At 72.2% G+C, this 24,775-nt stretch carries 22 protein-coding genes; 9 read left to right on the top strand and 13 right to left on the bottom strand.

Annotated features, from left to right (window positions below):
- Positions 1 to 160: 160 nt before the first annotated feature.
- On the bottom strand, positions 161 to 703 hold the full coding sequence (locus POL72_RS12630) for a hypothetical protein (protein WP_272095417.1): 543 nt from the start codon (positions 701 to 703) through the stop codon (positions 161 to 163).
- Positions 704 to 745: 42 nt separating this feature from the next.
- Here POL72_RS12630 and POL72_RS12625 point away from each other — a divergent pair, with 42 nt between their 5' ends.
- Both POL72_RS12625 and POL72_RS12620 read left to right on the top strand, forming a co-directional pair.
- Positions 746 to 1,354 carry a hypothetical protein gene (locus POL72_RS12625; protein ID WP_272095416.1) on the top strand — a complete coding sequence of 203 codons (609 nt, stop codon included), beginning with the start codon at positions 746 to 748 and terminating at the stop codon, positions 1,352 to 1,354.
- An 86-nt stretch (positions 1,355 to 1,440) separates the two neighbouring features.
- Positions 1,441 to 3,219, top strand: a complete 1,779-nt coding sequence (locus POL72_RS12620; protein WP_272095414.1) for a hypothetical protein — start codon at positions 1,441 to 1,443, stop codon at positions 3,217 to 3,219.
- 68 nt (positions 3,220 to 3,287) lie between these two features.
- Here POL72_RS12620 and POL72_RS12615 read toward each other — a convergent pair whose 3' ends face one another.
- From POL72_RS12615 to POL72_RS12590, 6 genes are all read right to left on the bottom strand, one after another.
- Entirely contained in the window at positions 3,288 to 3,536 is a 249-nt protein-coding gene (locus tag POL72_RS12615; protein ID WP_272095413.1) for a hypothetical protein, read from the bottom strand.
- A gap of 230 nt (positions 3,537 to 3,766) precedes the next feature.
- Positions 3,767 to 4,249, bottom strand: coding sequence for a ribonuclease E activity regulator RraA (gene rraA, locus POL72_RS12610; protein WP_272095411.1), 483 nt, complete (start codon positions 4,247 to 4,249; stop codon positions 3,767 to 3,769).
- Positions 4,250 to 4,313: 64 nt separating this feature from the next.
- A complete protein-coding gene (locus POL72_RS12605; protein WP_272095410.1) occupies positions 4,314 to 5,705 on the bottom strand; it encodes an FHA and sigma-54 interaction domain-containing protein in 1,392 nt (463 codons plus the stop codon).
- A 149-nt stretch (positions 5,706 to 5,854) separates the two neighbouring features.
- Positions 5,855 to 6,781 carry a Grx4 family monothiol glutaredoxin gene (gene grxD, locus POL72_RS12600; RefSeq protein ID WP_272095408.1) on the bottom strand — a complete coding sequence of 309 codons (927 nt, stop codon included), beginning with the start codon at positions 6,779 to 6,781 and terminating at the stop codon, positions 5,855 to 5,857.
- A gap of 152 nt (positions 6,782 to 6,933) precedes the next feature.
- The gene (locus tag POL72_RS12595) at positions 6,934 to 7,452 is read right to left on the bottom strand and encodes a hypothetical protein (protein ID WP_272095407.1); all 519 of its coding nucleotides are present in this window, start codon (positions 7,450 to 7,452) and stop codon (positions 6,934 to 6,936) included.
- A 122-nt stretch (positions 7,453 to 7,574) separates the two neighbouring features.
- Positions 7,575 to 7,976 carry a hypothetical protein gene (locus tag POL72_RS12590; protein WP_272095406.1) on the bottom strand — a complete coding sequence of 134 codons (402 nt, stop codon included), beginning with the start codon at positions 7,974 to 7,976 and terminating at the stop codon, positions 7,575 to 7,577.
- 155 nt (positions 7,977 to 8,131) lie between these two features.
- Here POL72_RS12590 and POL72_RS12585 point away from each other — a divergent pair, with 155 nt between their 5' ends.
- Together POL72_RS12585 and POL72_RS12580 are read left to right on the top strand one after the other, a co-directional pair.
- Entirely contained in the window at positions 8,132 to 8,782 is a 651-nt protein-coding gene (locus tag POL72_RS12585) for an RNA polymerase sigma factor (RefSeq protein WP_272095404.1), read from the top strand.
- Entirely contained in the window at positions 8,779 to 9,039 is a 261-nt protein-coding gene (locus POL72_RS12580) for a hypothetical protein (RefSeq protein ID WP_272095403.1), read from the top strand. The genes POL72_RS12585 and POL72_RS12580 overlap by 4 nt, the downstream gene beginning before the upstream one ends.
- A gap of 67 nt (positions 9,040 to 9,106) precedes the next feature.
- On the opposite strand, the gene POL72_RS12575 is transcribed toward POL72_RS12580, so the two are convergent.
- On the bottom strand, positions 9,107 to 12,124 hold the full coding sequence (locus POL72_RS12575; RefSeq protein WP_272095402.1) for a beta-propeller domain-containing protein: 3,018 nt from the start codon (positions 12,122 to 12,124) through the stop codon (positions 9,107 to 9,109).
- 426 nt (positions 12,125 to 12,550) lie between these two features.
- Between POL72_RS12575 and POL72_RS12570 the strand changes: the two genes are divergently transcribed.
- Entirely contained in the window at positions 12,551 to 13,474 is a 924-nt protein-coding gene (locus POL72_RS12570) for a hypothetical protein (RefSeq protein ID WP_272095401.1), read from the top strand.
- A 196-nt stretch (positions 13,475 to 13,670) separates the two neighbouring features.
- Here the strand turns inward: POL72_RS12570 and POL72_RS12565 are convergent, their stop codons facing one another.
- Entirely contained in the window at positions 13,671 to 16,571 is a 2,901-nt protein-coding gene (locus POL72_RS12565) for an Hsp70 family protein (protein ID WP_272095400.1), read from the bottom strand.
- Between the two features lie 131 nt (positions 16,572 to 16,702).
- Here POL72_RS12565 and POL72_RS12560 point away from each other — a divergent pair, with 131 nt between their 5' ends.
- Together POL72_RS12560 and POL72_RS12555 are read left to right on the top strand one after the other, a co-directional pair.
- Positions 16,703 to 17,212: an OmpA family protein gene (locus POL72_RS12560; RefSeq protein ID WP_272095399.1), complete on the top strand. Its 510-nt coding sequence runs from the start codon at positions 16,703 to 16,705 to the stop codon at positions 17,210 to 17,212.
- Positions 17,213 to 17,856: 644 nt separating this feature from the next.
- Positions 17,857 to 18,519 (top strand): hypothetical protein, encoded by a 663-nt coding sequence (locus POL72_RS12555; RefSeq protein ID WP_272095398.1) that lies wholly within the window; start codon positions 17,857 to 17,859, stop codon positions 18,517 to 18,519.
- A 102-nt stretch (positions 18,520 to 18,621) separates the two neighbouring features.
- Here POL72_RS12555 and POL72_RS12550 read toward each other — a convergent pair whose 3' ends face one another.
- A complete protein-coding gene (locus tag POL72_RS12550) occupies positions 18,622 to 19,518 on the bottom strand; it encodes an NmrA family NAD(P)-binding protein (protein ID WP_272095397.1) in 897 nt (298 codons plus the stop codon).
- 142 nt (positions 19,519 to 19,660) lie between these two features.
- On the opposite strand from POL72_RS12550, the gene POL72_RS12545 reads away from it, so the two are divergent.
- Positions 19,661 to 20,593 (top strand): AraC family transcriptional regulator, encoded by a 933-nt coding sequence (locus tag POL72_RS12545; protein WP_272095396.1) that lies wholly within the window; start codon positions 19,661 to 19,663, stop codon positions 20,591 to 20,593.
- A 43-nt stretch (positions 20,594 to 20,636) separates the two neighbouring features.
- Here POL72_RS12545 and POL72_RS12540 read toward each other — a convergent pair whose 3' ends face one another.
- The 3 genes from POL72_RS12540 to POL72_RS12530 are packed head-to-tail and all read right to left on the bottom strand — an operon-like array spanning position 20,637 to position 23,211.
- Positions 20,637 to 21,467, bottom strand: a complete 831-nt coding sequence (locus POL72_RS12540; protein WP_272095395.1) for a MetQ/NlpA family ABC transporter substrate-binding protein — start codon at positions 21,465 to 21,467, stop codon at positions 20,637 to 20,639.
- Between the two features lie 60 nt (positions 21,468 to 21,527).
- Positions 21,528 to 22,208, bottom strand: a complete 681-nt coding sequence (locus POL72_RS12535) for a methionine ABC transporter permease (protein WP_272095393.1) — start codon at positions 22,206 to 22,208, stop codon at positions 21,528 to 21,530.
- A complete protein-coding gene (locus tag POL72_RS12530) occupies positions 22,201 to 23,211 on the bottom strand; it encodes a methionine ABC transporter ATP-binding protein (protein WP_272095392.1) in 1,011 nt (336 codons plus the stop codon). The genes POL72_RS12535 and POL72_RS12530 overlap by 8 nt, the downstream gene beginning before the upstream one ends.
- Positions 23,212 to 23,475: 264 nt before the next feature.
- Here POL72_RS12530 and POL72_RS12525 point away from each other — a divergent pair, with 264 nt between their 5' ends.
- Positions 23,476 to 24,447, top strand: a complete 972-nt coding sequence (locus POL72_RS12525) for an aldo/keto reductase (protein ID WP_272095391.1) — start codon at positions 23,476 to 23,478, stop codon at positions 24,445 to 24,447.
- The last annotated feature ends 328 nt before the right edge of the window (positions 24,448 to 24,775 follow it).

Genomic DNA, 24,775 nt, shown 5'->3' with positions numbered 1-24,775 from the left:
GGGGACGCCGCCGGCCGTGCGGGGGGGTCGATCCGCGCGCCGCGCGCCGCGCGCGAGAGGTTCGCCGCCGGTCGCCTTTCCCGTGGCAGGCGCCGCGCTCACCGACCGGGCCGGCGCCGCGTGCGGGGAGGCTGAGGCCACGAACAGGCGAGGGCGTCGATCAGAAGACGACGCCGAGCGAGAGCGAGCCCATGAGCTTGATCTTCCCCGCCTTCTCGTAGAAGGAATACTGGTAGGGGCCCGCGGTGATCGTCACGGGATCGGCGAGCGCCACGCCGATCCCGAAGCCTCCCGACATGGCGAACCCGCCGTCTCGGCTGAGCACGTTCGTGCTCCCCACCATGCCGCCGAGGACGACGCTGCTCACATCGCCGCGGCCCTCGAGCCGCCCTGGAGGGGTGATGACCGCCTCGAACGACTCGTAGCCGATGCGCCCTTTCACCCAGAAGCCCCGCAGCGCCTTGCCTTCGACGTAGACGCCGACGTCGGCCGCGAGCGCGTAGCCGGTCGTGTCGAGCGACGCATCCTCGAGCGAGCCCCAGATCCACGACGGCGCGATCCCGATGGTGAGCGGCCCGATGACGGCGACCTCGCCCTCGAAGGTCATCCTTCCGAACAGGAGATCCAGGGCGTTGTAGCGGACCGACCAGCGGCAGCAGGTGGACTCGGGGGGCTTCGGGGGCGGTGGGGGCCCGGCCGGCAAGGCGTAGCCCGGACCATAGCCGGGCGGCTGTTGAGGATAGCCTTGCTGAGGATAGCCCTGCTGAGGGTAACCTTGCTGGGGGTAGCCCTGCTGAGGATAGCCTTGCTGCTGAGGATAGCCTTGCTGCTGAGGGTAGCCTTGCTGCTGAGGATAGCCTTGCTGCTGAGGGTAGCCTTGCTGCTGAGGATATCCCTGTTGCTGAGGATAGCCTTGCTGCTGAGGATATCCCTGCTGCTGAGGGTAGCCTTGCTGCTGAGGATATCCCTGCTGCTGAGGATATCCCTGCTGCTGAGGGTAGCCTTGCTGAGGATACCCCTGCTGCTGAGGGTAACCTTGCTGAGGATACCCCTGCTGCTGAGGATACCCGGACGGCGTCTGGGCAGCTCCGCCGGGCTGCGCCTGGCCCTGCGGGAGCGGCTGAGCGTTCTGTTGCGCTGTCGCCGCTGGCGCGAGGAGGAGCGAGCCGAGGCCGAGAAGGAGGCCGCAAGCTGCCGGGTGGAGAGCTGCCCTGGAGGAGGGCGCGCGCGCTGGGCCCCGACCCGTGGTGAAAGCGCAATCCATGGCGGTGGACTGTACCGAATCCCGAGCACGTCGGCTACACGTGCGCCGCGAACCGTCGCTGCGCTCGCGCGCGCGATCTCCAGCCTGTAATCTCCGTGCCGATGCCGCCAGTCCCCGAAGTCGTCGCCGTCACAGAACTCGCGCCCGGAAGCGCCGCCTCGAGCGGAGCCGCGGCCGTGCCGGCGGTCGATCCGCGCGCCGCGCGCAGCGCCGAGACACCCTCGGCCGAGCTCGATCGTGCGCTGTCCGAGCTGGGCGACGCCGCGCTCGGGTTCGCTCGCATGCCGGCCCTCGAGAAGGCCTTCCTGCTCCGCTCGTCGCTCCCCGGCCTGCTCGCCGCCGCGCGCGCCGAGGTCGAGATGGTTTGCGCCGAAAGGGGGCTCGATCCCGGCTCGGCGGCGAGCGGCGAGGCGTGGCTCACGGGGCCTTGCGTCACGCTCTCGCAGGTGCGCCGCCTCGCCGAGGCGCTCGAGGAGATCGCCGCGCGCGGACGCCCCCGGCTCGGCCGCGGGGCGGTGCGCACCCGCGCGGACGGCCGGATCGAGGTGGAGGTGTTCCCGGCGCGCCTGAAGGACACCGCCCTGCACGGGCCGCTCCGCGCGCGCGCGCTGATGCAGCCCGGGGCGACGCGCGAGAGCGTGCGGCAAGAGCAGGCGCGCTTCTACCAGCAGCGCGACCCCGAGGGGGGCGTCGCGCTGGTGCTCGGCGCGGGCGACGTCGCCGGCGTCCCCCTCCGGGATGCGCTGCACAAGCTCTTCGTCGAGGGGCGCGTCGTGGCGCTCGCGATGAGCCCGCGGAGCGCGCCCCTCGGCGCGGTGGTCGAGCGCGCCCTCGCGCCGCTCGTCTCGCGCGGGCTCCTCCGCTTCGTCTACGGCGGCGCCGATGCGGGCGCCTACCTCGCGGCCCACCCCGCCGTCTCGGAGGTCCACGTCACGGGCACGGCGGCCGCGCACGACGCGCTCGTCTGGGGGCCGCCGGGCCCGCTGCAGGCGCGCCGGCGGGCCTCGGGAGAGCGGCTGCTGGACAAGCCCGTCTCCTCCACGCTCGGCGGCGCCAGCCCGGTCCTCGTGATGCCGTGGCTCTACGGCGGCGACGAGCTCTGGTTCCAGGCGAGGTGCCTCGCGAGCCAGGTCGTCAGCGGAGCGTACGGCAGCCACGCTGCGAGCGTCCTCGTGCTGCCCCGGGGCTTCGCGCAGCGGCCGCTGCTCTTCCGGATGCTGCGCCGCGCGCTCGCCGCCGTTCCGCCGCGGCGCGCCGCGCACCCGGAGGCCGAGGCGCGGTACGCCGCGCTCACGGCCGGGCGCGCGCCGATCGACCCCGAGCGCCTCGAGGCTTCCGCTGACGTGCCGCTGCCGTGCGGTGTCGCGCGCATCGGCGCGCCAGGGCCGGGCGAGCTCCCCTGGACGCTGATCGCCGGGCTCGCCGCGTCGGACGCCGCCGAGCCGCTGTTCTCGGCCGAGCCGCTCGGCGGCGTGCTCTCCGTCGTCGAGGTCGGATCGAGCGATCCGGCGGAGTTCCTCGAGGCGGCGACCCGCTTCTGCAACGACCAGCTCAGGGGCAGCCTTGGCGCGACGATCGTTGTGCACCCGATGAGCGAGGAGGACCCCGCCGTCGGGGCCGCGCTCGACCGCGCGCTGCTCGATCTTCGGTACGGCGTGATCGCGGTGAACCAGGCGCCCGCCGCCGCGCACGCGGCCGTCGTCCCGCCCTGGGGAGGCCACCCGGGCTCGACGCTCGCCGACATCCAGAGCGGGCTCGGCTTCGTGCACAACACGGCGATGCTCGCGCAGGTCGAGAAGTCGATCCTGCGCGCGCCGCTCACCACCTTCCCGCGGCCGCCCGGCTTCTACGATCACCGGCGCTCCCACGTCGTCGGGGAGAGGCTCGCGGCCTGCGCCGCGGATCCGCGGTGGGGGAGCGTCGCGCGCGTCGTGGCGGCCGCGCTACGGGGCTGATCCGGCGTCGCGCCCCCACCGCGATCTCGTCGCGTTCCCGTCTCGATTCCGCCGCGATGACGCGGCGATCAGGACGGGAGCGACGAGCGGAACTCCTTCACCTTCTCCACGATCTCGCGCAGCGCGTTCCGCGAGGCCTCGGAGACGTCCTCGGCCAGCTTCTCGGCGTCGAGGAGCTTGGGCTCCAGCTTGTCCCAGGCGTCCTTCGCATCCATGCCGGCAAGGTGGAGCCTGACGCGGATCTCGTCGCGCAGGGTCTGGAGCGACGACAGGCTCTTGTTCAGATCGCTCTTCAGTTCGGACGTGATGTTGCTCATTCTTGTCCTCCCGTTTCTACGAGGTGTTGATTGCTCCTCCTCCGCTGGTGATGCATTGGCCGCGCCAGTTGGCGCGCTTCGACGCAGCGCGCGAAGTTCACGCGTCCCGACTGGAGCCGAGCCCATCGATGCTGGGCGCAGCCGCCGCGCGACCTTCTCTCGATGTGTGGCGAAAGCGCCCAAGGACGTGCGTTTTGCCCCACCTCGGACGCGAGCGCGCGTTCGGGCTCTCAGGCAAGCTGCTTCTGCGCGCAGATGATGCCGTCATGATCGGCATAGACGAGCTCGCCAGGAACCCACGTGACCCCGGCGAACGTCACGGCGACGTCGCGGTCCCCCGCGCCCTTCTTGGCGCTCTTCCTCGGGTGCGTCGCGAGGGCCTTCACGCCGATCGGGATGCGGGCGATCGCCTCCGCATCGCGGATGCAGCCGTGGACGATCACACCGGCCCAGCCGTTCTGATGGGCCATGGCGGCGATGTTGTCTCCGAGGAGCGCGCAGCGGAGGGAGCCGCCTCCGTCCACGACCAGCACCCGCCCCTGGCCGGGCTCCTCGAGCGCCTTGCGGACGAGCACGTTGTCCTCATGCACCTTCACGGTGGTGATGCGCCCGTGAAACAGCCGAGCTCCGCCGTAATCCCGGAAGATCGGATCGGCGACCAGGACGTCCGGGTGCTCATCGCATAGATCCGTGGTTCTGATCTCTGAGCTCATGAAGACTCCCTGGCCATCTTCATAGGTTGTCGCCCGCCGGATTCAACCGCTCATCCGCCGCCGGTCACGAGGGCTCGTGGCGCTCGCCATCCTTGGCGGTGGGGAGGGAGGCGCCGCTCTTGCGCTTGCCCGCGCCGGCGAACGCCGCCGAGTCGATGCCATGCCGGGCGAGCCACCGGCGCAGCTGGTTCCTGTGCATCCCGAGCGAGCGCGCCGCGCGCGTGACGTTCCCCTGCTCGCGCCGCAGGGCCGTCTCGATGGCGAGCCGCCGCATCTCCGGCGGCGCCGGCGTGCGCCTCGCGACCTCCGTGATGTCGAGGCCCGCGGACGGCGCGAGATCCGCCACCTCCACGACGGTGCGCCCGGCCGCGAGCGCCGCGAGGCCCGCCTGCCGCACCTCGCAGAGCAGCTCCCGCACGTTGCCCGGCCACGCGCGCAGCGCGCAGCACTCCAGGAAGCTGGCGCCCGGCGCGAGCCGCGCGCCGGTGCGCCTGAGCTCCGCCGCCGCCAGCCAGGGGAGCTCCTCGAGACGCTCTGTCAGCGACGGGATCCTCACCTCGGGCCGGCCGATCCGGTAATAGAGGTCGTCCCGGAACCGGCGCGCCGCGACCTCGGCCTGGAGATCCTTCAACGTGGCCGCGCACAGGCGGAACTCCACCTTGCGCGGGCGCGTGTCGCCGAGCGCGACCACCTCCCGGGTCTCGAGGACGCGGAGCAGCTTGGGCTGAACCGACGGATCGAGCTCCGCGACCTCGTCGAGGAACAACGTGCCGCCGTGAGCCGCCTGGACATAGCCCTCGGCGTCGGCGGTCGCGTCCGAGTAGGCCCCGCGCCGCGCCCCGAAGAACAGCCGCTCCGCGAGGCCCTCCGGGATCGCGGCGCAGTTCACGGCGACGAAGGGGCCGCCCCGCCCCGTCGCCGCGTGGTAGGCGCGCGCCGCGAGCTCCTTGCCCGAGCCGCTCGGCCCGGTGAGCAGCAAGGTATCCCCGCGCATCCCCGCGCGGTGGATCGCCTCGCGGACCTGCCTGAGCGTGGGGCCGACCAGCCCGTCCTCGTGCTCCAGGACCCCGCCGCGCTGGAACGGCTCGATGTCCGCGGTGAAGCGCAGCAGCGTGCTCCCGAGCCGGATCACGCGCGGGAGCGACGAGAAGACCTGATCCTCGATCTGCGCTCCATCGACGAAGGTGCCGTTCCTGCTCCCGAGATCGGTGATCCGGAGACCGTCGCCCGACAGCGCGATGCGGGCGTGCCGGCGCGACACCTGCTCGTCCTCGACGACGACCGTGTCGTCCGCCGCTGCGCGGCCCAGCACGACCGCGCCGCCCTCGAGCGGGATCGGCGCGCAGGCAGGCTGGCCGCGGGCGAAGATGACCACCAGGCCAGGCGTCGCCCCCTCCGGCGACGCCGACGGCTCGGTGTCGGACGCCCTGATCGTCGACTGATCGTCGGCACCCACACCTTACGCATACATGATCCCACGCCGGCCCTGAAGGCTCTCACATGTCGGACGGTGTGGTCGAAAAATTCTACCGAGACACGATGCCTGCGTGTCTCTCGCCGTGGGGGTGCCGCTGCTCGTCATGGGCGTGCCTCTGGCCGAGGCGCTCAGTACCGCGGCACCGAGGGGTCGACATCTTGCGACCACGCATCGATTCCGCCCTGGAGGTTGTAAAGGTTCCTGTAGCCCTTCGCGAGGTAATGCTCGGCGGCCGCCTGGCTGCGGCCGCCGTGGTGGCAGTGGAAGACGATCCGCGCGTCCTTCGCGAGCGTCTCCAGGTGCCGCTGCCCTGCCTGGTCGAGGTGACGGGCCCCCTCGATCCTGGCGATCTTGCGCTCCTGCTCGGTCCGGACGTCGAACAGCTCGATCGCCTCGCCGCCGTCCATCAAGGCCTTGAGCGCGGCCGACGAGATCTGTTTGACCTTCGGCGGCTCGTTCGGGCTCTCCAGCTTGAAGCCGCCGCCGGAGGGGCCCTCGACGAAGTCGATCGACAGCCCCTCGGCGCGCCGCGCGCTCGCGCGGTCGAGCAGGAACACCGCCCCGCCCGCCTGGGCCTCGATGTCGCCTGCCTGCCGCGGTCCAAAATAAAGACCGTAGTTGTAGGACGGGTCGATCTCGATGTGGACGAAGTCGGCCTCGGACTCCTTCGCGGCCGCGAACGCTGCGAGCGCCGCCGCGGTCACGCGGAGCGTGGGCGGCGCCTGCCCCTCGCCATGCGCGAGCCCGAGCGCCTTCACGAGCTCCCCGGTCGCGTGCAGCTCCTTCACGATGTCGCAGCCGCCGATGAACTCGCCGCGGATGTAGAGCTGCGGGATCGTGGGCCAGCTCGAGAACTCCTTGATGCCGTCGCGCAGGGCGGCATCCGAGAGGACGTCCACCGTCTGGTACTCGGGGAGGTGCTCGTCGAGGATGCTCACGACCGCGGCGGAGAACCCGCACTGCGGCATGGTGCGCGTTCCCTTCATGAACAGGACGACATCGCTCTCGCGGATGATGGTGGCGATCCTGGCCCGTATGGGCTCGCTGAGGCTCATGTGCTTGCTCTCCCTCCGCGGCGGTGGCGGTGCGGTCGACTCCAGCGCGCGTCCGCGGGCCTCTCGCTAGCATGAGCAAAGCACGGCAGCGAGGGCCTCCAGCCGGGCTCGCTCGCGTCGACCGAGGGCGGAGCGAGCGACTCCCTGCGCGCTCAGCGGCCGAACAGGAGCCCCAGGACCGCCGCGATCGCGGCGAGGGTCGCGATGAGGGCCGGCGCGCCGAGCCCGGCGCCGAGCACACCGAAGCGCCCGCCGCTCGCGCTCGGGGGGCGCGCGAGCGCGTCCGACGGGGGCGGCGTGACGCGGTGCACGCCCGGCGACGCCGCGCTGCCTTCGCGGAGCTCGACGAGGAGCTGATCGAGCGGGGCGAGCTCGCCGAACGGGCGCACGAGGCGGAGCGTCACGCCGCCGCTGAGATCGGGGGGGAGCCGGAGCCGCAGCGTCCTCGCGGCGACCTCCGTCGGGGCGCGGTGGGCGCCGCTCCGGGCGCAGCTGTCGCAGCCGCCGCCGTCGCAGCGGGCGCAGGTGACGCGGGCGGGCACGGCGACCTCGATGTCCGCGCCGTCGCGCGCCCACGCCGCCGGGACGGCGATCGCGAGGCGGCCTCGCGAGCCATCCGAGGCGTCGAGGCCTTCGCGATCGATCAGCTGCGCGAGCTCGGCTCTGCCCATGGACCTTGTGTGCCGCACCCGGGCCCCGGCGCCAAGCGCGGGCGTCGGGCGGGACCCGCCGCCGCGCTCCCGCCCGCCCTCTCCGCCGGGTGCGGGAGCCCTCGCGGCCGCGCGGCCGGCGCTCATGAATGCGCGTCGCGCGGCTCGCCGCGGCGCGCGCCGCCGTCCGCCGGCGCCCGGCCGGCGCGCAGGACGCCCACCGCCGAGAGCAGGCACGCGATGGCGAGCAGCAAGCCGCCGAGCGACCCGGGCCGCGTGCTCTCCTTCAGCCCCACGACGAGCACGCGCGCGAGCTCGCCGTCCGGCACCTTCGCCGGGTCGGACAGGTAGCTGAACACAGCGCCGAGGTCGATCCACGTCGCGTGGATCGTCGCGACGAGCGTCGTCAGCCCCATCGCCGCGATGAACCCGAGCTTGCCGGGCTCCGGCCGCCGGGCGAACTGCAGCCCCGCGCCGACCGTGACCATCCCGAAGACCAGGATAGGCCACATCCCCCAGCCGCCCTCGACGAAGAAATCGAACATCGGTGTCTCCCTCTCGTCTGCTCTTCTCTGCCTGCCGCGTGTCGTCGTCGCCGCCGCCGTGTGCGCCGGCCTTCACGAGCCCCAACGCGGCGCCGCGGATCCCGTGACAGGAAAACTTCCTTGTCACGCCCGCGGCGCTCGCGCGTTATGCCGGCGTGGAGAGGGAGGGCGCAGCAGCTCCGTCCGACGCCGAGCTCGCGGCTCGCCTGAGGCGCCGCGATCCGCGCGCCTTCGACGCGCTCTACGCGCGCTATAACGCCCGGATCTTCAGCTTCCTCGTGCGCCTCTCCGGCCGGCGCGACGTCGCCGAGGACCTGTTCCAGGACACCTGGCTCGCCGTCGCGCGCCACGCCGGCCGGCTCGCCGAGGACACGGATCTCGCCGCGTGGCTGTTCACGATCGCCAGGAACCGCTACCGGAGCCACCGCCGCTCCGCCTTGCTCGACCTCGCCCGCGCCGCGCTGTTCTCCCGCGAGCCCGCGCCGGCTGCGCCCGAGCCCGAGGGCGCGGCGGACGCCCGAGCCGACGTGGCGGCGCTGGAGGCGGCGCTCCGCGAGCTCGCGGCGGTGCACCGCGAGGTGTTGCTCCTCGGGGCCGTCGAGGGGCTCGACTCGGCGCAGGTCGCCCTGGTGCTCGGCATCCGCGAGGACGCCGCGCGCAAGCGCCTGTCGCGCGCCCGCGCCGAGCTTGCGGCCCACCTCGAAAGGCGAAATGCTGAGCGGCCCCGGCGGGGATCGACGACCCCGATCTCCGCCGCGGACGCGACGGACGCTGTGGATAGACACGCGCGGAGAGGTTCTCGATGAAGCCGTTCTCAGGAGAGGATCCGCTGGCGAGGGGCCTCGCCGAGCTGCCGGAGGTCGCCCCGCTCGATCCGGCCCGGGCCGACGCGGTCCGGCGCCTCGCCCGCGCCGCGCTGGTGGAGACGGAGCGCCCTTCGCCGAGCGCGCGGCTCTCGCTCGCCTGGTCGGCGGTGATCCTGCCCGGGCTCCTGCTGACCTCGGGCTGCGTGTACGTGTGGGATTCGGTGCAGAAGATCGGGCAGATCTACGGGGGAGGGTAGCGGCCGGGCGGCGCCTTCGCCGCGCTGCCCGTGACGAGCCGCGCGGGGCGAAGGGGCGGCGCGCGGATCAGTCGCCGATGTCGACGACGTCGAGCCCGTGGTACCAGAGCGCGCAGAGCGCCGTGTCGCCGGAGATCGTCACCTGCGAGGCGTACGACGAGAGCTCGCCCTTCGTTTCGAGCGTCAGCTCGTCGAGGTCGGCCGCGTCGAGCACCGAGAGCGCGGGCGGGCTGTAGCCGGCGAGGAGGAGGCGCGTCCCGTCCACGGCGCGCGGCCAGCCGGCGTCGGGGGCCGAGAGCTCCTGCATCGCGACATCGATGCTGCCTTCCACGAGCCCGCTGGCCACGAGGATCCCGGACGAGTACGCGCCCCCGCCCACCGCGTCGCCCACGGCGAAGTACCCGGACGTGTACATGAACACGCGGTCATCGCCCACGAACACCTGGTCCACGCGGGTGTCGTCGTCGAGCGTGTGCTCGTCCCGGAGGCGCGCGCTCGCGCTGCCGACGTCGAGCAGCTTGAGGGTGTGGCGCGTCCCGCGGCAGACGCCGGGCCCCTCATAATTCTCCTGGTTCGCCGGCACGAATTCAGCGGTGTAGCTGAACGCGCTGTAGCACTCCTGGTATTTCGCGACCTGGATCTCGACCGCCTCGTAGTCGACCGTGAGCGCGCGGTTCAACGCGCCATCGAAGGCGAGCAGCGAGCCGGGCACATTGACCGACGTCCGCACGACCGGCGAGGAGGGATCGGCCACATCGATGCGGTCGAGGTAGAAGCGCGCCCTGGAGGGGTCGTTCGGCAGCGGCACCCAGTGCGACGTCAGCACGGTGGTGCCGTCGACCTGCAGGCCCGTGTAGCCGCCGCCGTCGGGCAGGGGCAGCGAGCGGTGCGTCGGGCTCGACGGGTTCGAGAGGTCGATGATCTCGAGCGACGGATCACGGGGCTGCGGCTGCGCGCTGCCGTCCTCGTAGTAGTAGTACTCTTCCTGGACATTGCGGAGCACGAGCGTGCTCCCTGCCTGGACCACGGCGCTGCCGGCGGAGACGATCCTGCCGTAGTACCCGTAATAGTAGAGCGCGTTGCTGTTGAACGGCAGATCGCGCTGGCTCGCGATCCGAGGGGCTTGGGGGTTCGTGAGGTCGATGACGGCGAGGCTCGTCTTCGTCGAGTCCGCGTACGAGGGCCAGAGCAGGTAGGCGAATTGCCCGTGCGCGAAGAGCTGCGCGCTGGAGAGGCCGGATCCATAGCAGTCGTCCGTCGATCCGGCGGCCAGCGTCGCGAGGTCGAGCTTCCCGATCGGCTCGGCTCGCCCCGGCTCCGCGGCGTACACGACATCGAGCTCTGCGGCCTGCGTCCACCAGTCCGCGCCCATGCGGACCACGAGATCTCCGGTGGCCACCGTGTTGCTGACGACCGTCGCCAGGGCCAGGTCGGCGGCCTCGACCGGGGCGTCGCGATCATCGATGTTGAACGTCCCGACCTCCTGGTCGGAGACGGCGAAGAGCCGCGTGTCATGGACGAACGCGCGGCGCGCCTGGCCGCGCGCCGGGGCGGAGCCGCGCTTCGTGAGCGTGTCGGCCGTGAAGTCGATCAGCTGGACGCCGCTCTTGTACGAGCCGCAGCCCTTGCCCTCGGCGATGTCCCAGCCGCTGTACGGCACGAGGAGGGTGCCGAGATCGTCGAGGATGGTGAAGGCCTTGTGGATCCGGTCCTGGTCCTCGGCGAAGCTCGCCCAGTCGCCGCCGAAATGGACGCGCTTCAGCATCGTGGGCTTCGCGAGATCGGAGACGTCGAAGAGGGAGACGTGGAGCGAGCCGTCGGTGGCGGCGTTGTCGAAGCCGAGGGCGAGCAGCCGGTCGCCGCGCGGCTCCATGTGGTAGACCCAGCCGGGCATCTCGAGCTCGCCGACCTGGGCGGGGTGCTCCGGGTCGCTGAGGTCGATGGTGAAGAGCGGGTCGGTCTGCTCCGCCGTGATCGCGTAGGCGCGGTCGCCGTCGAAGCGGACGGAGCGCAGCGTCTCGGGCTTGGGCAGGGTGAGCTCGGTGAAGCCGAGGGGCGTGAGCTCTTGCGAGGACGCGACGGTGAAGGTCTGGACGCCGGGCAGCGCGTTGGTCCGCCAGATGCCGGGCTGGCTGACGACGCGGAGGACGCCCTCGTGCTCGTCCATCTGCCAGCGGCTCTGGATCTGGCCGACGGCCTCGACGCTCGCGCCCTCGACGAGCGCGCCGCCGGGGTCGGAGATGTCGACGACCTGGATGGTGGAGTGCCCCTCGTCGGTGCCGTCCCACTCGATGCCGGCGATGTACATGCGGTCCTGGGTGACGCTCACGCTGCGCTGCCACCCGTAGTCGTTGGGGTCGTCGTCGTAGCTCAGCTGATCGACCACGGCGATATGGGCTGGGTCGCCGACGGCCAGGGAGGTGACCGTGGTGTTCCGCGATTCCTTGCACCCCCAGCAACCGCCATCCTCGAACGTGACGGTATAGAGCACGTCGCCGACGATGCGCGAGTCGGAGATGGCGCCCGGCAGGTCGAACGAGCCGATCTGCTCGATATCCGCCGGGTCGGAGACGTCGAGCGCCTCGATGTGGCTCGATTGCTCATAGGAGTATGAGCCGGTGGCCGCGTCGTAGATGTATTGAGTCCACGACGAGAACATCGCGTAGACGACCCCGTCGCGCAGGTACATCTCGAAGGGGATCCCGCTCGCCCGGTAGCGCCCGACGAGGCTCAGCCGGTCGCGCCGGGAGATGTCGATGATGCTGAGCCCCGAATACTGCGAGAGCGCGTAGAGCTTGCCGTCCTTGACCTGGATGATGTCGGCCTCGGTGATCGCGCGCTCGGCGTCGCCATCGGCCGGGGGCGCGGTCGGGGCGCCGTCGCCGCCGGTGCCCGCTGCGACGCCGCCACCATCCTCGGCCGTATCTCTTCCACCGCCGGCCCTCGGGTTGTCAGAGATGAAATCGGTCGAGCCGGTTTCGGAGGAAGGCCCCGTCGAGCCGTTCCCGCAGCCGGTGAGTCCGGCCGAGGCCGCCGCCGTCGCGAGGACGAGCCAGCCGGCGTAAGTTCTGGACAGGAAGGTCATTGTTCACCTCGTTGAGGACGAGACACAGGGCGTCATGTCTGCGCCGGTGCGCGTGCACTGTTCAGGTCCCGTGCCCGGCGCACTTAGCAAGCCGTGGGCCATGCAGAACCCCACGAAAAAGCCAAGGAATTTGCGTGTATTCCCGCGGCTTGTGCCAGAGTGTGCGACCGGCGGGCCGCCGGCGGTCAGGGACCTGCCCGCAAGGCGTGCGCCGTGGCGCTGTTCGATGCCCCGATCTCGGGGTGAGCTCTCATGACCAGGAGGCGGCTCACACCGCTTGTGGGCATCTGTTCGTCACCGAGGGAGCATCGCGCCTGCGCGCAGGGATGCGTGCGGGCGTCGGCGCCGCGCTTGGCACGAAGTATGAACCCTGGCGCCTGCGGCTGCCGAATGGCACGGTCAGTCTATCTCTTGATAGGAGGCTTGATGATGGATCTTTTCAGCAAACGTCACCGGCTCGTCGTTGCGATGCTCATGCTCTTCGTACCTTTGCTCACCGGCGCCAAGGGCAAAGGCTGTCAGGGCCCGATCGAGGGCGGGGGAGCTGGCCCTGGGGGAGGCGGGGTGGCGGGCGGCGAGCCGGCCTCGTGCAAGGTGACCGGCTGCAGCGGTCAGGTCTGCGCCGATGCCGATGAGGACGTGGTCACGACCTGCGAGTGGCGCGAGGAATACGCGTGTTACAAGGAGCACGGCGTGTGCGAGCGGGGCGCGTCGGGCGAGTGCGGCTGGCGCGCGACACCGGAGCTCGAGGCGTGCCTCGGCGGCGACGAGCCTGCCCCGTGCGTGGTGACCGGCTGCAGCGGTCAGGTCTGCGCCGACGCCGATGAGGAGGTGGTCACGACCTGCGAGTGGCGCGAGGAGTACGCGTGTTACGAGGAGCACGGCGTATGCGAGCGGGGCGCGTCGGGCGAGTGCGGCTGGCGCGCGACGCCGGAGCTCGAGGCGTGCCTCGGCGGCGACAAGCCTGCCCCGTGCAAGGTGACCGGCTGCAGCGGCCAGGTCTGCGCCGATGAGGAGGTGGCCACGACGTGTGAGTACCGGGAGGAATATGCGTGTTACAAGGCGCACGGCGTGTGCGAGCGGGGCGCGTCGGGCGAGTGCGGCTGGCGGGCGACGCCGGAGCTCGAGGCGTGCCTTGGCGGCGACGAGCCTGCGCCGTGCAAGGTGACGGGCTGCAGCGGTCAGATCTGCGCGGACAAGGATCTGGACGTCGTCACCACGTGCGAGTGGCTCGAGGAGTACGCGTGTTACAAGGAGCACAGCGTGTGCGAGCGGGGCGCGTCGGGCGAGTGCGGCTGGCGGGCGACGCCGGAGCTCGAGGCCTGCATCGAGGCGGCTTCCGGCGAGTAGAGCGGAGCGCAGGTTCGGGCGCCGACTTCGGCGCTGACCCTTGCGGCGCCGATCTCTTTCATGATCTCCCTCCGGGCGACGGATCTCGACATGTGACCGCCTGAGCCCGGAGGCGGCCTGCGGGTGCGTGGACCGCGCCTGCTCTCTCTGGAAGTGAGACCGTCAGTCGATCTCGAAGCGTGCAGAAGCGCTTTCCCTACTCTCCCACGAGCCGCAGCCCCACCGGCAGCCCCTCTCCAAAGAACGCCGCGCGCTCGGACTCCTCGACGGCCACCACCTCGCGCACCGCCTTGAGCCACGCCTCGGGCGCGCCCGCCTTGACGAGCCGCCGCTCCACCTCGCCGCGGACCCGGTCCGAGACGTCGCGCGCCCGGTCCCCGGTCCTGCGCGCGAGCTGCACCGCGGCCGGCGCCGCGGACGGCAGCTCCTGCCACTTCTCGCGCAGCAGGTGGTCGAGCCACCGCTCGGCCGCCGCCGGCGACACCACATGGTGGACGCTCGCGTAGGCCGGCACGCGCGCGCCGAGGCGGCCGATCGCCGCCCAGAGCCGCGCGTCGCGGTCGGTCCACGTGCGCTCCAGGATCCACGCGCCGAGCTCGCTCCGCCGGCCGGCGGGCACGCGCTCCAGCGACGCGCAGAGCTCGAGCAGATCGTCGAGCGCCTCCGGCTTCACGCCTTTCGGCTTCTTCAGCCGCTGCTCGGCCGGGGCCAGGAACGGATCCGCCAGATCCCGGATCGCGACCTGCAGCGGCTCGTCGAGGCCGCCCGCGATGCGGCGCCAGGCGATCCAGAACTGCTGCCAGGAGCGCGCCTCCTGCGGGAACGCCAGCCGCTCGGCGAAGAGCGGCGCGAGCGCGGCGACGCGCGCCGGGTCGCCCGCGTCGCCGAACCCGGGGCGGAGGCAGTAGCCGGCGAGCGACCAGAACACGCGCTCGTGATCGGCCGAGCGCCGCCGCGAGCGCGCGCTCGGGACGAGGGTGTCGAGCAGCGCCCGCGCGGTCTCCGTCGTCCAGGCGGCGCGCTCCCCGAGGATGCGCTCGAGCTCGCGCACGAGGTTCTTCGCCTCCCGCGGCGCCACGTCGGGCCGCCCCTTGCCGAACACCCGCTCGATCGCCTCCCGGGCCTCGTCGAGGCGCTTGCCGCCCGGCGTCGCCGCGGCGTGAGGCCTCGCCTGCGCCCGCTCCGCCGGGGCGCCGTCCGGCGCGCTTCCCGCGGCCTCGGCCGCGCGCGCGCCGCGGCCGTCCTCGCGCAGCTGGAACGCCAGCCGGAATCGGCGCGGCGCCGCGGCGTCCACCTCGACGCAGGCGAGGTCCAGGGTGCCAATCGCGGTGAGCTCCCCCTCGATCTGCACCCGCACCTCCGCCTGCTTTCCGGTCGCGGCGCGCGCCGCGTCCCCCGCGTCGAACGCCACAGCGATCGGCGGCAGCGCCTCGAACCGGTCGTCCTCGAGGGGGACGAGGTCGCCCGCGCGATCGGCGCGCGCGTCGTCCGACGCGAACAGGTCGAACCGCACCGGGCGCCCCACGACGAGCGCGAACGTCCGCCCGGCCGCCGCGTGGACGCTGCCCTCCTTCGCGCCGCGCGGCACGACGCAGACCGCCGGCCGCGGCCCCCCGGCGGCCGGCGGCTCGAGGCCGACGTAGTAGCCGCGCGCCGCGCCCCCCTCGATGCGCACGCCGCGGCCCGCGAGGGCGAGGCCGTAGGCGACCGCACCCCGCGCCACCGCGAGGTCGGGATCGGCGTGCGGGAGCAGATCGAGCGGCGGGCCGCCCCAGCGCTCGACGACCTGCGCGAGGCGCTCCGCGACGCGGCGGGCGCGGAACACGCCGCCGTTCAGGAGCAGCGCGGTCGGCCCTCGCGCCTCGGGGGCGTGGCGCGCGAAGAACCAGGCCACGTGCCGGGTGATCGCGACGTCCCGCTCGTAGGGCAGGCCGAACGCGACGAGCCCGCTCCGCCCGCGCTGCGGCCGGGCGTCCCGCGGCGCCTCCGGGAAAAAGCCGTCCAGCACGACGCCCTCGACCTCCTCGCGGCCGAGGCGCGTCGTCAGCGCGCCGCCCACGAGCCGCGCGCCGTGCGAGAGCACGGTGACCGGCGCGTCGTCCGGCGGCGCCGGCAGCGCCGCGCCGGCGCCGCCGGACGACGCGGCGCTGCCGGCGCCGCCCGACGACGCGCCGCCGGCGAGCAGGCGCTCCTTGGCGGCGCGGCAGGCCAGCACGAGCTGCCCGAAGCGCGCCGGGTCGAGCTTCTCCCCTGCGCCCACGAGGCGCGGCTCGCAGAGGTGGGCGAGCGCCAGGTCCATGTTGTCGCCGCCGAGCAAGAGGTGGTGGCCGACCGCGACGCGCGAGACCTCGGGGCGGCCCCTGGCCGCGCCAGCGCCCTGGGCCACCCGGATGAGCGACAGATCGGTCGTGCCGCCCCCGACGTCGCAGACGAGGACCATCGCCTCGCCGCCCGAGCGGGCGAGCAGGGCGTCGAGGCCCTCGGCGCCGGCGAGCCGCATGAAGTCGTAGAACGCGGCCTGCGGCTCCTCGAGGAGGCGCGCCGAGAGGCCGGCGCGGCGGGCGGCCTCGACGGTGAGCTCGCGCGCGACCTCGTCGAACGAGGCCGGCACGGTGAGCACGACCTCCTGCGCCGCGAGCGGGCGCTCCGGGAAGGCGTCGTCCCAGGTGCGCCGCACGTGGGCGAGGATCCGGGCGCTCGCGTCGAGCGGCGAGACGCGCGGCAGGGAGGCCGCGTCCTCGGCCGCGCCCCATGGCAGGATGGGCGCCGTGCGGTCGACGGCTGGGTGGCAGAGCCAGCTCTTCGCCGAGGCGATGAGCCGCCCGGGGATCTCGCCGCCGCGCCGGCGCGCGTGCTCGCCGATCGCGAAGGGCGCGTCGCCGAACGGATCGGCCGGCGCCTCGCCGGGGAGGGGCGCGTAGAGCAGCGACGGCAGCAGCGGGCGCGCCTCGATCTCGGTGGCCGTCACGAGCTGCGGGATCGAGAAGACGCGGATCGCGCCGGGATCGGCGTCGCGCTCGGCCCACGCAACCACGGTGTGCGTGGTGCCGAGGTCGATTCCGACGATCAGGCTCGAGCTCTTCGCGGGGGCGGACATGCGTGCGCGCAGCAACGATACTGGATCGTCGCGGCGCATTCCGCAGGTCCGGCGCGCCGCCGCGCCGGCTCGCGCGCGCCCGCGCGCTTCTTCCGGTTCTTCCGGGCGATTCCCCGTGCTAGAGCCGCGAAATGCGAGCGAACCGAGCGATCTGGCTTGTGGTCCTGGGCGCCCTTGCGGCGGGGTGCGGGTCGGCGAAGACCGAGATGTCGGTGGCGGCGAGCGCGGCGCCGCCGCCTCCTCCTCCTCCGGTGGTCGTCCAGCCGGCGGCGCCTGCCGAGGCGGTCATCGAGGGGGATCGCATCAAGATCGCCCGGCCGATCTTCTACGACCTCGACAAGGACGAGATCCGGCCGGAGTCGTTCTCGGTCCTCGATGCGGTGGCGAACATCCTGCGGACGCACCCGGAGATCACCGCGCTCACGGTCGAGGGGCACACGGACAACCAGGGCAGCGTGGATCACAACATCAAGCTGTCCGAGCGCCGCGCGAACGCCGTGGTCCGCTACCTCGTCCAGCACGGCGTCGCGACGCCGATGACGGCGCCGGGCTACGGCGCCGGCGCGCCTCTCTGCTTCACGAACGACGAGGGCTGCCGCGCCATGAACCGGCGCGTGGAGTTCCGCATCAAGTCGAAGTGACCGGCTGGCGGCCGACCGAGGCCGCCTGCCCGTCGCTCCAGGTCCGACACGCCCCTCCCCGAGCCTTCTCCTGGGCCACCCGGGCCTCGGAACAACAGGCCAGGTTAACACAGCCACTCATTCGAAATCGACCGATTTCGATCGACGCAAGCGCGTGCCCCGGTTTGTCGCGGGGTTACGGCGCACTGGCCCGCTGGTTGTTGGTCGCGTTGGTTACGTCGGTCACGTCGGTTGCCTCGGCTTCGCTCGTTGCCCCCATTACGCTCGTCGCCCTTCCTTCCGTCCTCGCGCAGCTCACCCGCGCCGCGCTGGCTATCGCGTCACCGTCCGCCCCGCGAGGCGCACGGCGCGAGAGGATGCCTGTCCGTCTGTGCGCCTGTGGGACAAGCGACTCCCAAAGATGATTGTGCTGCAAATTTGTATTGAACGGCGCCTCTCGATCGTACTTAATACATCACGGGAATCCGCGCGCTGAGTGCGACGCGCCAGTTCGAGCAACTCATTGCATTCCAAGGTGGATCATGGCGAGCGTTCGTCGTCGTATGCTGGAGATCGCTTGTCTCGTCCTTCCGGGGCTCGTGTGGATTTCGCCGCGCACCGCGGCTGCGCATCACGTCGACCATCTCAGGTGGGCGGAGAGCCTCGTGGACAACGTCAGCTCGGAGAACAACGAATACAACTCGAGCCCCAGCTTCATCAGCTGGGCTGGCGTGGCCGGCGCGCGCCGCTACGCGAACCGGACGCAGTGCGCCACCTTCCTGACCGAGCTGCTCAAGCGGGGCTACGGGTTCACCGAAGCATCGCTGAACGACTGGCTGGGCAGCCGGAGCCCGAGCGCGGCCGCCTACTACGACGCCATCGTCGAGGAGAATGGATTCAAGAGGATCCACGACCCCAGGGACGCGCGCGCCGCCGACATCATCGCCATCCGCTACCCCGCTGGCGAGTCGTCGACCGGGCACGTCGCGATCCTCCGCCGGGCGCCGAGGGCGAAGCTACCCGTCAGCCCCCTCGTCGCGGGCACATTCCAGTTCGAGGTGAGCATCGTCGACTCGACGAGCACGCACCACGGCTCGTCCGACTCCAGGTACGCGTCGAGCGGCCGGGGGGCCTCCGGCGCCGGCTACGGGACGATGCGGCTCTATACGAACACCTCGGACACCATCGTCGGGCACACCTGGAGCACGGCCGCCGTCACGGCCTATTATCCCGCGGCGGTGCGCCAGGTGGTGATTGGAAGGCTGGTGTTCGAGGACGACGATCGGGGCAGGGGGTCGGACGACGACGACTCCGACGACCGGTGGTAGCGAGGGACTGAGGGCTATTTCCGGGTGCCCAAGGCTCGTCCCTGAGGCCGTGGGCGGCCGGATCATTGGCCCGCCGAGCTCGGCCCTACCGAGGCCCGATGCTCATTGCGCGCCGCTGCGCGACGTGACGGGAATGCGCGCGGCGCCCCCTTCTTCGAGCCAGGTCGCGAGCGTCTTCAGCGTCGGGTGAAGCGCGCGGAGCGAGGCGACGTCGATGTCGACGCGGAGCTTGAGCGCGGCCTCGACGATGCGCTCGAACAGGGTATTTTCGCGCAGGGCCTCGGCCGGAAAGCGCGCATAGGCGAGCGGCTGCCCCGTCGCGCGCCCGAGCGCGGCCGCCGTCTCGACGCCGGTGAGCACGTCGCCGCCGAGCTCGAGGGTTCGGCCTGCGAAGGCGTCGGGCGCCGCGAGGACCGCGGCCGCGATCGCGCCGATGTCCTCGGCCGCGATGAAGGGGATACGGTGCTCCGGCGGGTAGAAGAACGTGAACTTCCCCGGCGCCGCGTAGAACTGCGGCTGGGTGAGCAGCTCGAAGAACGCCCCCGGGCGCAGGATGGTGAAGGGCACGTCGAGCGAGCGAACGTACGTCTCGATCTGCCACTTGCTCTCGAAGTGGCCGACTCCCGTGCCCGGCTCGAGGCCGGCCATCGAGGTGTACACAAGGTGCCGGACCCTCGCCGCGCGCGCGGCGTCGGCGACGTTCTTGCCGAAGCGCGCCTCGTCCTCCGACGTGACGCCGTACTGCGGTTGCCCCTCGCTCGGCTGCACGCTGAAGACGGCGTCCGCCCCCCGGGCCGCGGCCTCGAGCGAGGCGCGGTCGCCCAGGTCGCCGCCCACGACCTCTGCCCCGAGCCGGCGCAGCGCCGCGGCGGGCTCTCCCTGGGGATTTCTGACGAGAGCACGGACGCGAACGCCGCGCGACAGCAGCGCTCGCGCCGCGCCGCCGCCCTGCTGTCCGGTAGCTCCGGTGACGAGGACGAGCCTCTCCTTCGTGGTCATGACTGGGTCTCCCTTCGCGCGTGGGTCGGCCCCGTGGCGCCGCAGCGCCGGCCCCCACGCGCTCCACGATAAGGGCTCGCGAAGAGACGAACAGCGCTGTATCGTCCATAGAAATGGTTCGATCGTCCAGAGAGGAAGATGCATGGACGTCCTGACGGAGGCGCTCCGCAGCGTCCAGCTGCAGAGCCAGATCTACGGTCGGCTCGAGCTGAAGGCGCCCTGGGGCATGCGGATCGACGCGCACGACGTGACGACGTTTTACGCGCTCTCGCGGGGCGGCTGCGTGCTCGACGCGGGCGGGCGCCGCCTGACGCTGGCGCCCGGCGACGTCGTCTTCTTGCGCGCCCGGCTCGCGCATGCGCTGCGCGACCGCCCCGGCTCGCGCGCCGTCTCGCCCGAGGTGGTGTATGCGCAGCGCGGGGGCCGATGCGGGGGCATCGTGCACTACGGCGGCGATGGGGCGCCGACGACGATCGTCGCGGGCGGCCTTCACTTCACCGACGCGCGCCTGAACCCGCTCCTCGCGAGCCTGCCCGAGCTCATTCACGTGCAGGGCGACGGCGGCGTCGCGACGCGGTGGATCGAGTCGACATTGCAGTTCGTCGCCGCCGAGATGGACGCGGAGATGCCCGGCTACGAGCTCGTCGCGGGCCGCCTGGCCGACGTGCTGTTCGTGCAGGCGCTGCGCACCCATGTCGCGGGCGTCACGTGCGAGCAACCGGGCTGGCTTCGAGCGCTCTGGGACCCCTCCCTCGGCGTCGCCTTGCAGCGGATGCACGAGCGGCCCGCCGACCCGTGGACGGTCGAGGCGCTCGCGCGCGCCGCGGGCGTGTCGCGCTCGGCCTTCGCCGCACGCTTCAAGGGGGCGCTCGGCGTCGCTCCGCTCGAGTACCTGACGCGCTGGCGCATGCACCGCGCCGCCGAGATGCTCGCCGACGAGGCCGCGAGCATGGCGTCGGTGGCGGGCGCCGTGGGGTACGCCACCGACGGCGCGTTCGTGAAGGCCTTCAGGCGCCACATGGGCGAGACCCCGGGCGCCTACCGGCGCAAGGCGCGCGCCCGGCCCGACCGGTAGCCGGTAGCGCTCGCCCTGGAGCGTCGGCCGGCGCGCGCCCACCTCAGAACGCCGGCACCACCGCGCCGCCGTAGTGGGACTCGATGAAGCGCCGCACGTCGTCGGAGTGCAGCGCCTTGATCAACGCCTGCACCTCGGGCCGCGTCTCATCGCCCTTCCGCACCGGCAGCACGTTCGCGTACGGGTTGCCCTTGGCGGACTCGCGGGCGAGCACCTTCGCGTCCAGCTTCAGGTTCTTCTGCGCCTCGAGGAAGTAGTTGCCGTTGATGACGGCGGCGTCGACGTCCGCCAGCGTGCGCGGCTGCTGCTCGGCGTCGATCTCGCGCAGCGCGAGCTTGCGCGGGCTGTCGAGCACGTCCTTCACGGTCGCGGCGACCCCCACCCCCTCGCGGAGGCGCAAGAGCCCGTGCTGGGCCAGGAGCTGGAGGGCCCGGCTCCCGTTGGTCGGGTCGGCCGGGATCGTCACCTGCGCTGCCTCGGGCAGGTCCTCGAGGCGAGCGTGCTTGGTGGAGTAAAGGGCCAGCGGCTCGAGGTGCACGGCCGCCGCGCTGCTCAGCGAGAGCCGGCGATCGGCGCTGAAGCGCTCCAGGTAGGGCACGTGCTGGAAGTAATTGGCGCCGAGCTGGCCGTCCGAAAGCGCGATGTTCGGCTGGATGTAGTCGGTGAACTCGACCACCTCGATCTTCACACCCTCCCGCTCGGCCAGCGGCGCGGCCGCCCGGAGGATCTCCGCGTGCGGCACGGGGGTGGCGCCGACCTTCAAGGTGCGGCTGCCGCCGGCGCCGGCAGGTTCGTCCGGCTTACCGCAGCTGGAGAGCAGCGCCGTCACCGAGAGCAGGAGCGCTGAGACAACGATCGCTGGGGTTCCCTTCATGGTCAGTCCTCCGGAGGGTTCATGGGGCGAGGCGGCGCGGGCCAGGCCGCTGGAACAGGGTCAATCGCGGGCGCCGGCGCCCCGGGGGCTCGTGCGGTCGAGCCGGGAGGCGAGGCGGTCCCCGAGCAGCTGGACGCCTTGCACCAGCACGAGGAGCACGACGAGACAGCCCAGCATCACATCCGTGCGAAAGCGCATGTAACCGTATTTCACCGCCAGGTCGCCGAGGCCGCCGCCGCCCACGGCGCCCGCCATGGCGCTGTATCCGAGCACGCTGATCACCATGAGCGCCGTGCCGCGCACGAGGGACGGCAGCGCCTCGGGCAGGAGCACCCGGAGGATCACCTGCCGGTGGGTGGAGCCCATCGCCACCGCCGCCTCCAGGAGCCCGGGGTCGACCTCCCGCAAGCTCTGCTCCACGACGCGCCCCATGAACGGGATCGCAGCGACGACCAGCGGCACGATGGCGGCCGTGGTGCCGATGGTGGTGCCGACGAGGAGCCGGGTGAGCGGCACGATGGCCACCATGAGGATGATGAACGGCACGGAGCGCCCCACGTTCACGAGCGTGCCGAGCGAGCGGTTGACCAGCGGCCGCTCCCAGAGCCCGCCGCGGTCGGTGATCACCAGCAGCACGCCGAGCGGGAGCCCGGCGAGCACGACCAGGATCGCGGAGACCGACGCCATGTAGAGCGTCTCGACGGTGGCTATCCACAGCGACGCCACGAGCTCGCTAGGCATGGGCGACGGCCTCCGACAGACAACGCTGCTCGCGCAGGTGGCTCAGCGCCTGCTCCAGCGCGTCGGGGGCGCCGGTGAGCTCGACCAAGAGCCGGCCCACCGGGACGCCTCCAACCCGCTCCACCGTGCCTTCGAGCAGGGTGGCGTCCACGCCGAAGCGGCGCGCCAGCACGGCGAATACCGGCTGAGCGGCAGCGTCCCCGGCGAGGGACAGGCAGACGAGGCGGCCTCCGGGGCGGCCTCCGGGGCGGACAGACCAGCTGCCCGCGGTGAACGGCGGATAACACAGCGCGCTCAAGCGTGCGCCGGGGAGCGCGAGCAGGTCGATGACCTTGCCTTGCTCGACCACGCGGCCACGCTCCAGCACGGCCGCCGAGCGGCAGATCTCCTTGAGCACCTCCGTCTGGTGGGTGATGAGCAGGATGGTGAGCCCCAGCTGCCGGTTGATGTCCCGCAGCAGGCCGAGCACCGCGCGTGTCGTCTCCGGGTCGAGCGCGGAGGTGGCCTCGTCGGACAGCAGCACGCGCGGCCGCGGCGCGAGCGCCCGGGCGATCCCCACCCGCTGCTTCTGGCCGCCGGACAGCTGGGCCGGGTAGGCCCACGCCTTGTCCGAGAGGTCGACAAGCGAGAGGAGCTCATCCACCCGCTCGCGGATGCGTCCCGGCGGCCAGCCCGCGATGGCCAGCGGATAGGCGATGTTCTCCGCCACGGTTTGCGCAGAGAAGAGATTGAAGTGCTGGAAGATCATGCCGATGCCCTGGCGGGCCTGCCGGAGCTCCCGCGGGCCGAGCGCCAGCATGTCCCGTCCCTCGACCTTCACCTCGCCCGCGGTGGGCCGCTCAAGCAGGTTGACGCAGCGGATGAGGGTGGATTTGCCCGCGCCGCTGTGCCCCAGCACCCCGAACACCTCGCCCGGGGCCACGCGCAAGGAGACGCCCTCCAGCGCCGTCACCTCGCGCCCGCCGTGCCGGTACACCTTGCTGACGTCACGCAGCTCGATCACGGCCGATGACCACCTCCCGCCCGCCCCGCAGCAGTCTCCGGGAGCGGGCCGCCAGCGGAGAGCGACAGCCGTGTCGCTCGCGCAGAAGCTGTGAGCCCGCTTGTAGCGTCCGCGTCGTGCCATAGCAACACGAGGCCCCACGATTGCTGCCCACGCAGCAGCGCACCGACGCGTGGGACCGGTCGCCGGAGCCGTGACTGCATGGATCCTGCCCCCGGTTTACGTGTGACCCTTCGGTTGATAGAGTTGTCCCCAGGAGGCCCTATGCGCGAGCCGAGCGAGACGGGAGTTGCCGACGGCGGCCATCGTGGCGTGCTGGGAGCGGTCGCCACGACCGCAGCGGCCGTGGCGGTCGGGGTAGCCGGCCGCCCGTCGCCGGCGGCGCCTGCGGCCGCCGGGGGGCCGGCCCGCACGCTCGGGCGGACCGGCGCGCAGGTGGAGCCGGTGTCGCTCGGGGGCGAGGGGATCCTCCGCACGACGGGCCGTCACCGCGAGGCGGTGCCCGTGATCCTGGAGGCCCTGCGCCTCGGGGTCAGGTACTGCGACACCGCGCCTGCATACCAGCAGAGCCAGGACTACTACGGTGAGGCCTTCCGCGCCGCCGGCCCGAAGGCGCGCGAGCAGGTCTTCCTCGCCTCCAAGACCCATGCGCGCGATCGCGACGGCGCGCTGCGGCTGCTCGACGACAGCCTGCGTCGGCTCGGGACAGACCACCTCGATTTATGGCAGCTGCACGATCTGCGGGAGATCGAGGAGCTCGACGCCATCTTCGGCAAGCGGGGCGCCATCGAGGCCGTGGAGCAGGCCAGGGCGGACGGCCGCGTGCGCCACGTCGGGATCACCGGCCACCACGACCCGCGGATCCTCCTGGAGGCGATGCGGCGGTATCCTGTGGACACCGTGCTCTGCGCGGTAAACCCCGCAGATCCGGCGCGGCGACCGTTCCTGACGACCGTTGTCGAGGAGGCGCGGCGGCGCGGAGTCGGCGTCATCGGCATGAAGATCATGGCCGCGGGCCGCCTGCTCCAGGATCGCGCCGCGAGCGCGAGCGAGCTCATCCACTACGCGGCGAGCCACGCCGACACGGTGATCATCGGCTGCTCGTCGATCGCCGAGGTGCGCGAGAACCTGGGCGCGCGATCCCTCTCCTTCCCGATGCCGCCCGCGGAGCGCGCAGCGCTGGAGGCGCGCGTCGCGCCGCGCGCCGGCCGTTACGACACGTTCAAGGCCGGTTGAAGCGGCGGATACGCGGCTCCGCGAGCGAGTCGAGGCCCGCGGAGCTTCGGTGTGTAAAATTTCTCCTTCACTGCAATCCTGCGTTGTCTGCCGCACACCAACCATGCGCCAACGCGCAACACGGCGCGACGGAGCGCGACGGAGCGCGACGGAGCGCGGCGTTCTCCCTGGCAAAACGCCGGCGAGCGCGCCCCCAGGCCCCGTTGACAAGCGGAGGCGCCGGGGTCTAGAGTGGCGACCCTCTGAGCTCGCTCGGAGGCCCCAGGCCTGACAATCATCGGCTTATCCGACCCGGGGCAGCGCTGCCTCCGGGTTTTTTTCTGTCGCT

Origin of the sequence: Sorangium aterium (assembly GCF_028368935.1) — a bacterium.
Taxonomy (GTDB): Bacteria; Myxococcota_A; Polyangia; order Polyangiales; family Polyangiaceae; genus Sorangium; species Sorangium atrum.
This window is presented reverse-complemented; position numbering and strand designations above follow the sequence as displayed.

Coding starts and splice junctions, on each gene's coding strand:
- POL72_RS12580 (WP_272095403.1), top strand. CDS start 8,779: ATGAAGCCGTTCTCAGGAGAGGATCCGCTGGCGAGGGGCCTCGCCGAG.
- grxD (WP_272095408.1), bottom strand. CDS start 6,781: ATGAGCCTCAGCGAGCCCATACGGGCCAGGATCGCCACCATCATCCGC.
- rraA (WP_272095411.1), bottom strand. CDS start 4,249: ATGAGCTCAGAGATCAGAACCACGGATCTATGCGATGAGCACCCGGAC.
- POL72_RS12575 (WP_272095402.1), bottom strand. CDS start 12,124: ATGACCTTCCTGTCCAGAACTTACGCCGGCTGGCTCGTCCTCGCGACG.
- POL72_RS12590 (WP_272095406.1), bottom strand. CDS start 7,976: ATGTTCGATTTCTTCGTCGAGGGCGGCTGGGGGATGTGGCCTATCCTG.
- POL72_RS12615 (WP_272095413.1), bottom strand. CDS start 3,536: ATGAGCAACATCACGTCCGAACTGAAGAGCGATCTGAACAAGAGCCTG.
- POL72_RS12570 (WP_272095401.1), top strand. CDS start 12,551: ATGATGGATCTTTTCAGCAAACGTCACCGGCTCGTCGTTGCGATGCTC.
- POL72_RS12525 (WP_272095391.1), top strand. CDS start 23,476: ATGCGCGAGCCGAGCGAGACGGGAGTTGCCGACGGCGGCCATCGTGGC.
- POL72_RS12560 (WP_272095399.1), top strand. CDS start 16,703: ATGCGAGCGAACCGAGCGATCTGGCTTGTGGTCCTGGGCGCCCTTGCG.
- POL72_RS12545 (WP_272095396.1), top strand. CDS start 19,661: ATGGACGTCCTGACGGAGGCGCTCCGCAGCGTCCAGCTGCAGAGCCAG.
- POL72_RS12540 (WP_272095395.1), bottom strand. CDS start 21,467: ATGAAGGGAACCCCAGCGATCGTTGTCTCAGCGCTCCTGCTCTCGGTG.
- POL72_RS12550 (WP_272095397.1), bottom strand. CDS start 19,518: ATGACCACGAAGGAGAGGCTCGTCCTCGTCACCGGAGCTACCGGACAG.
- POL72_RS12535 (WP_272095393.1), bottom strand. CDS start 22,208: ATGCCTAGCGAGCTCGTGGCGTCGCTGTGGATAGCCACCGTCGAGACG.
- POL72_RS12595 (WP_272095407.1), bottom strand. CDS start 7,452: ATGGGCAGAGCCGAGCTCGCGCAGCTGATCGATCGCGAAGGCCTCGAC.
- POL72_RS12565 (WP_272095400.1), bottom strand. CDS start 16,571: ATGTCCGCCCCCGCGAAGAGCTCGAGCCTGATCGTCGGAATCGACCTC.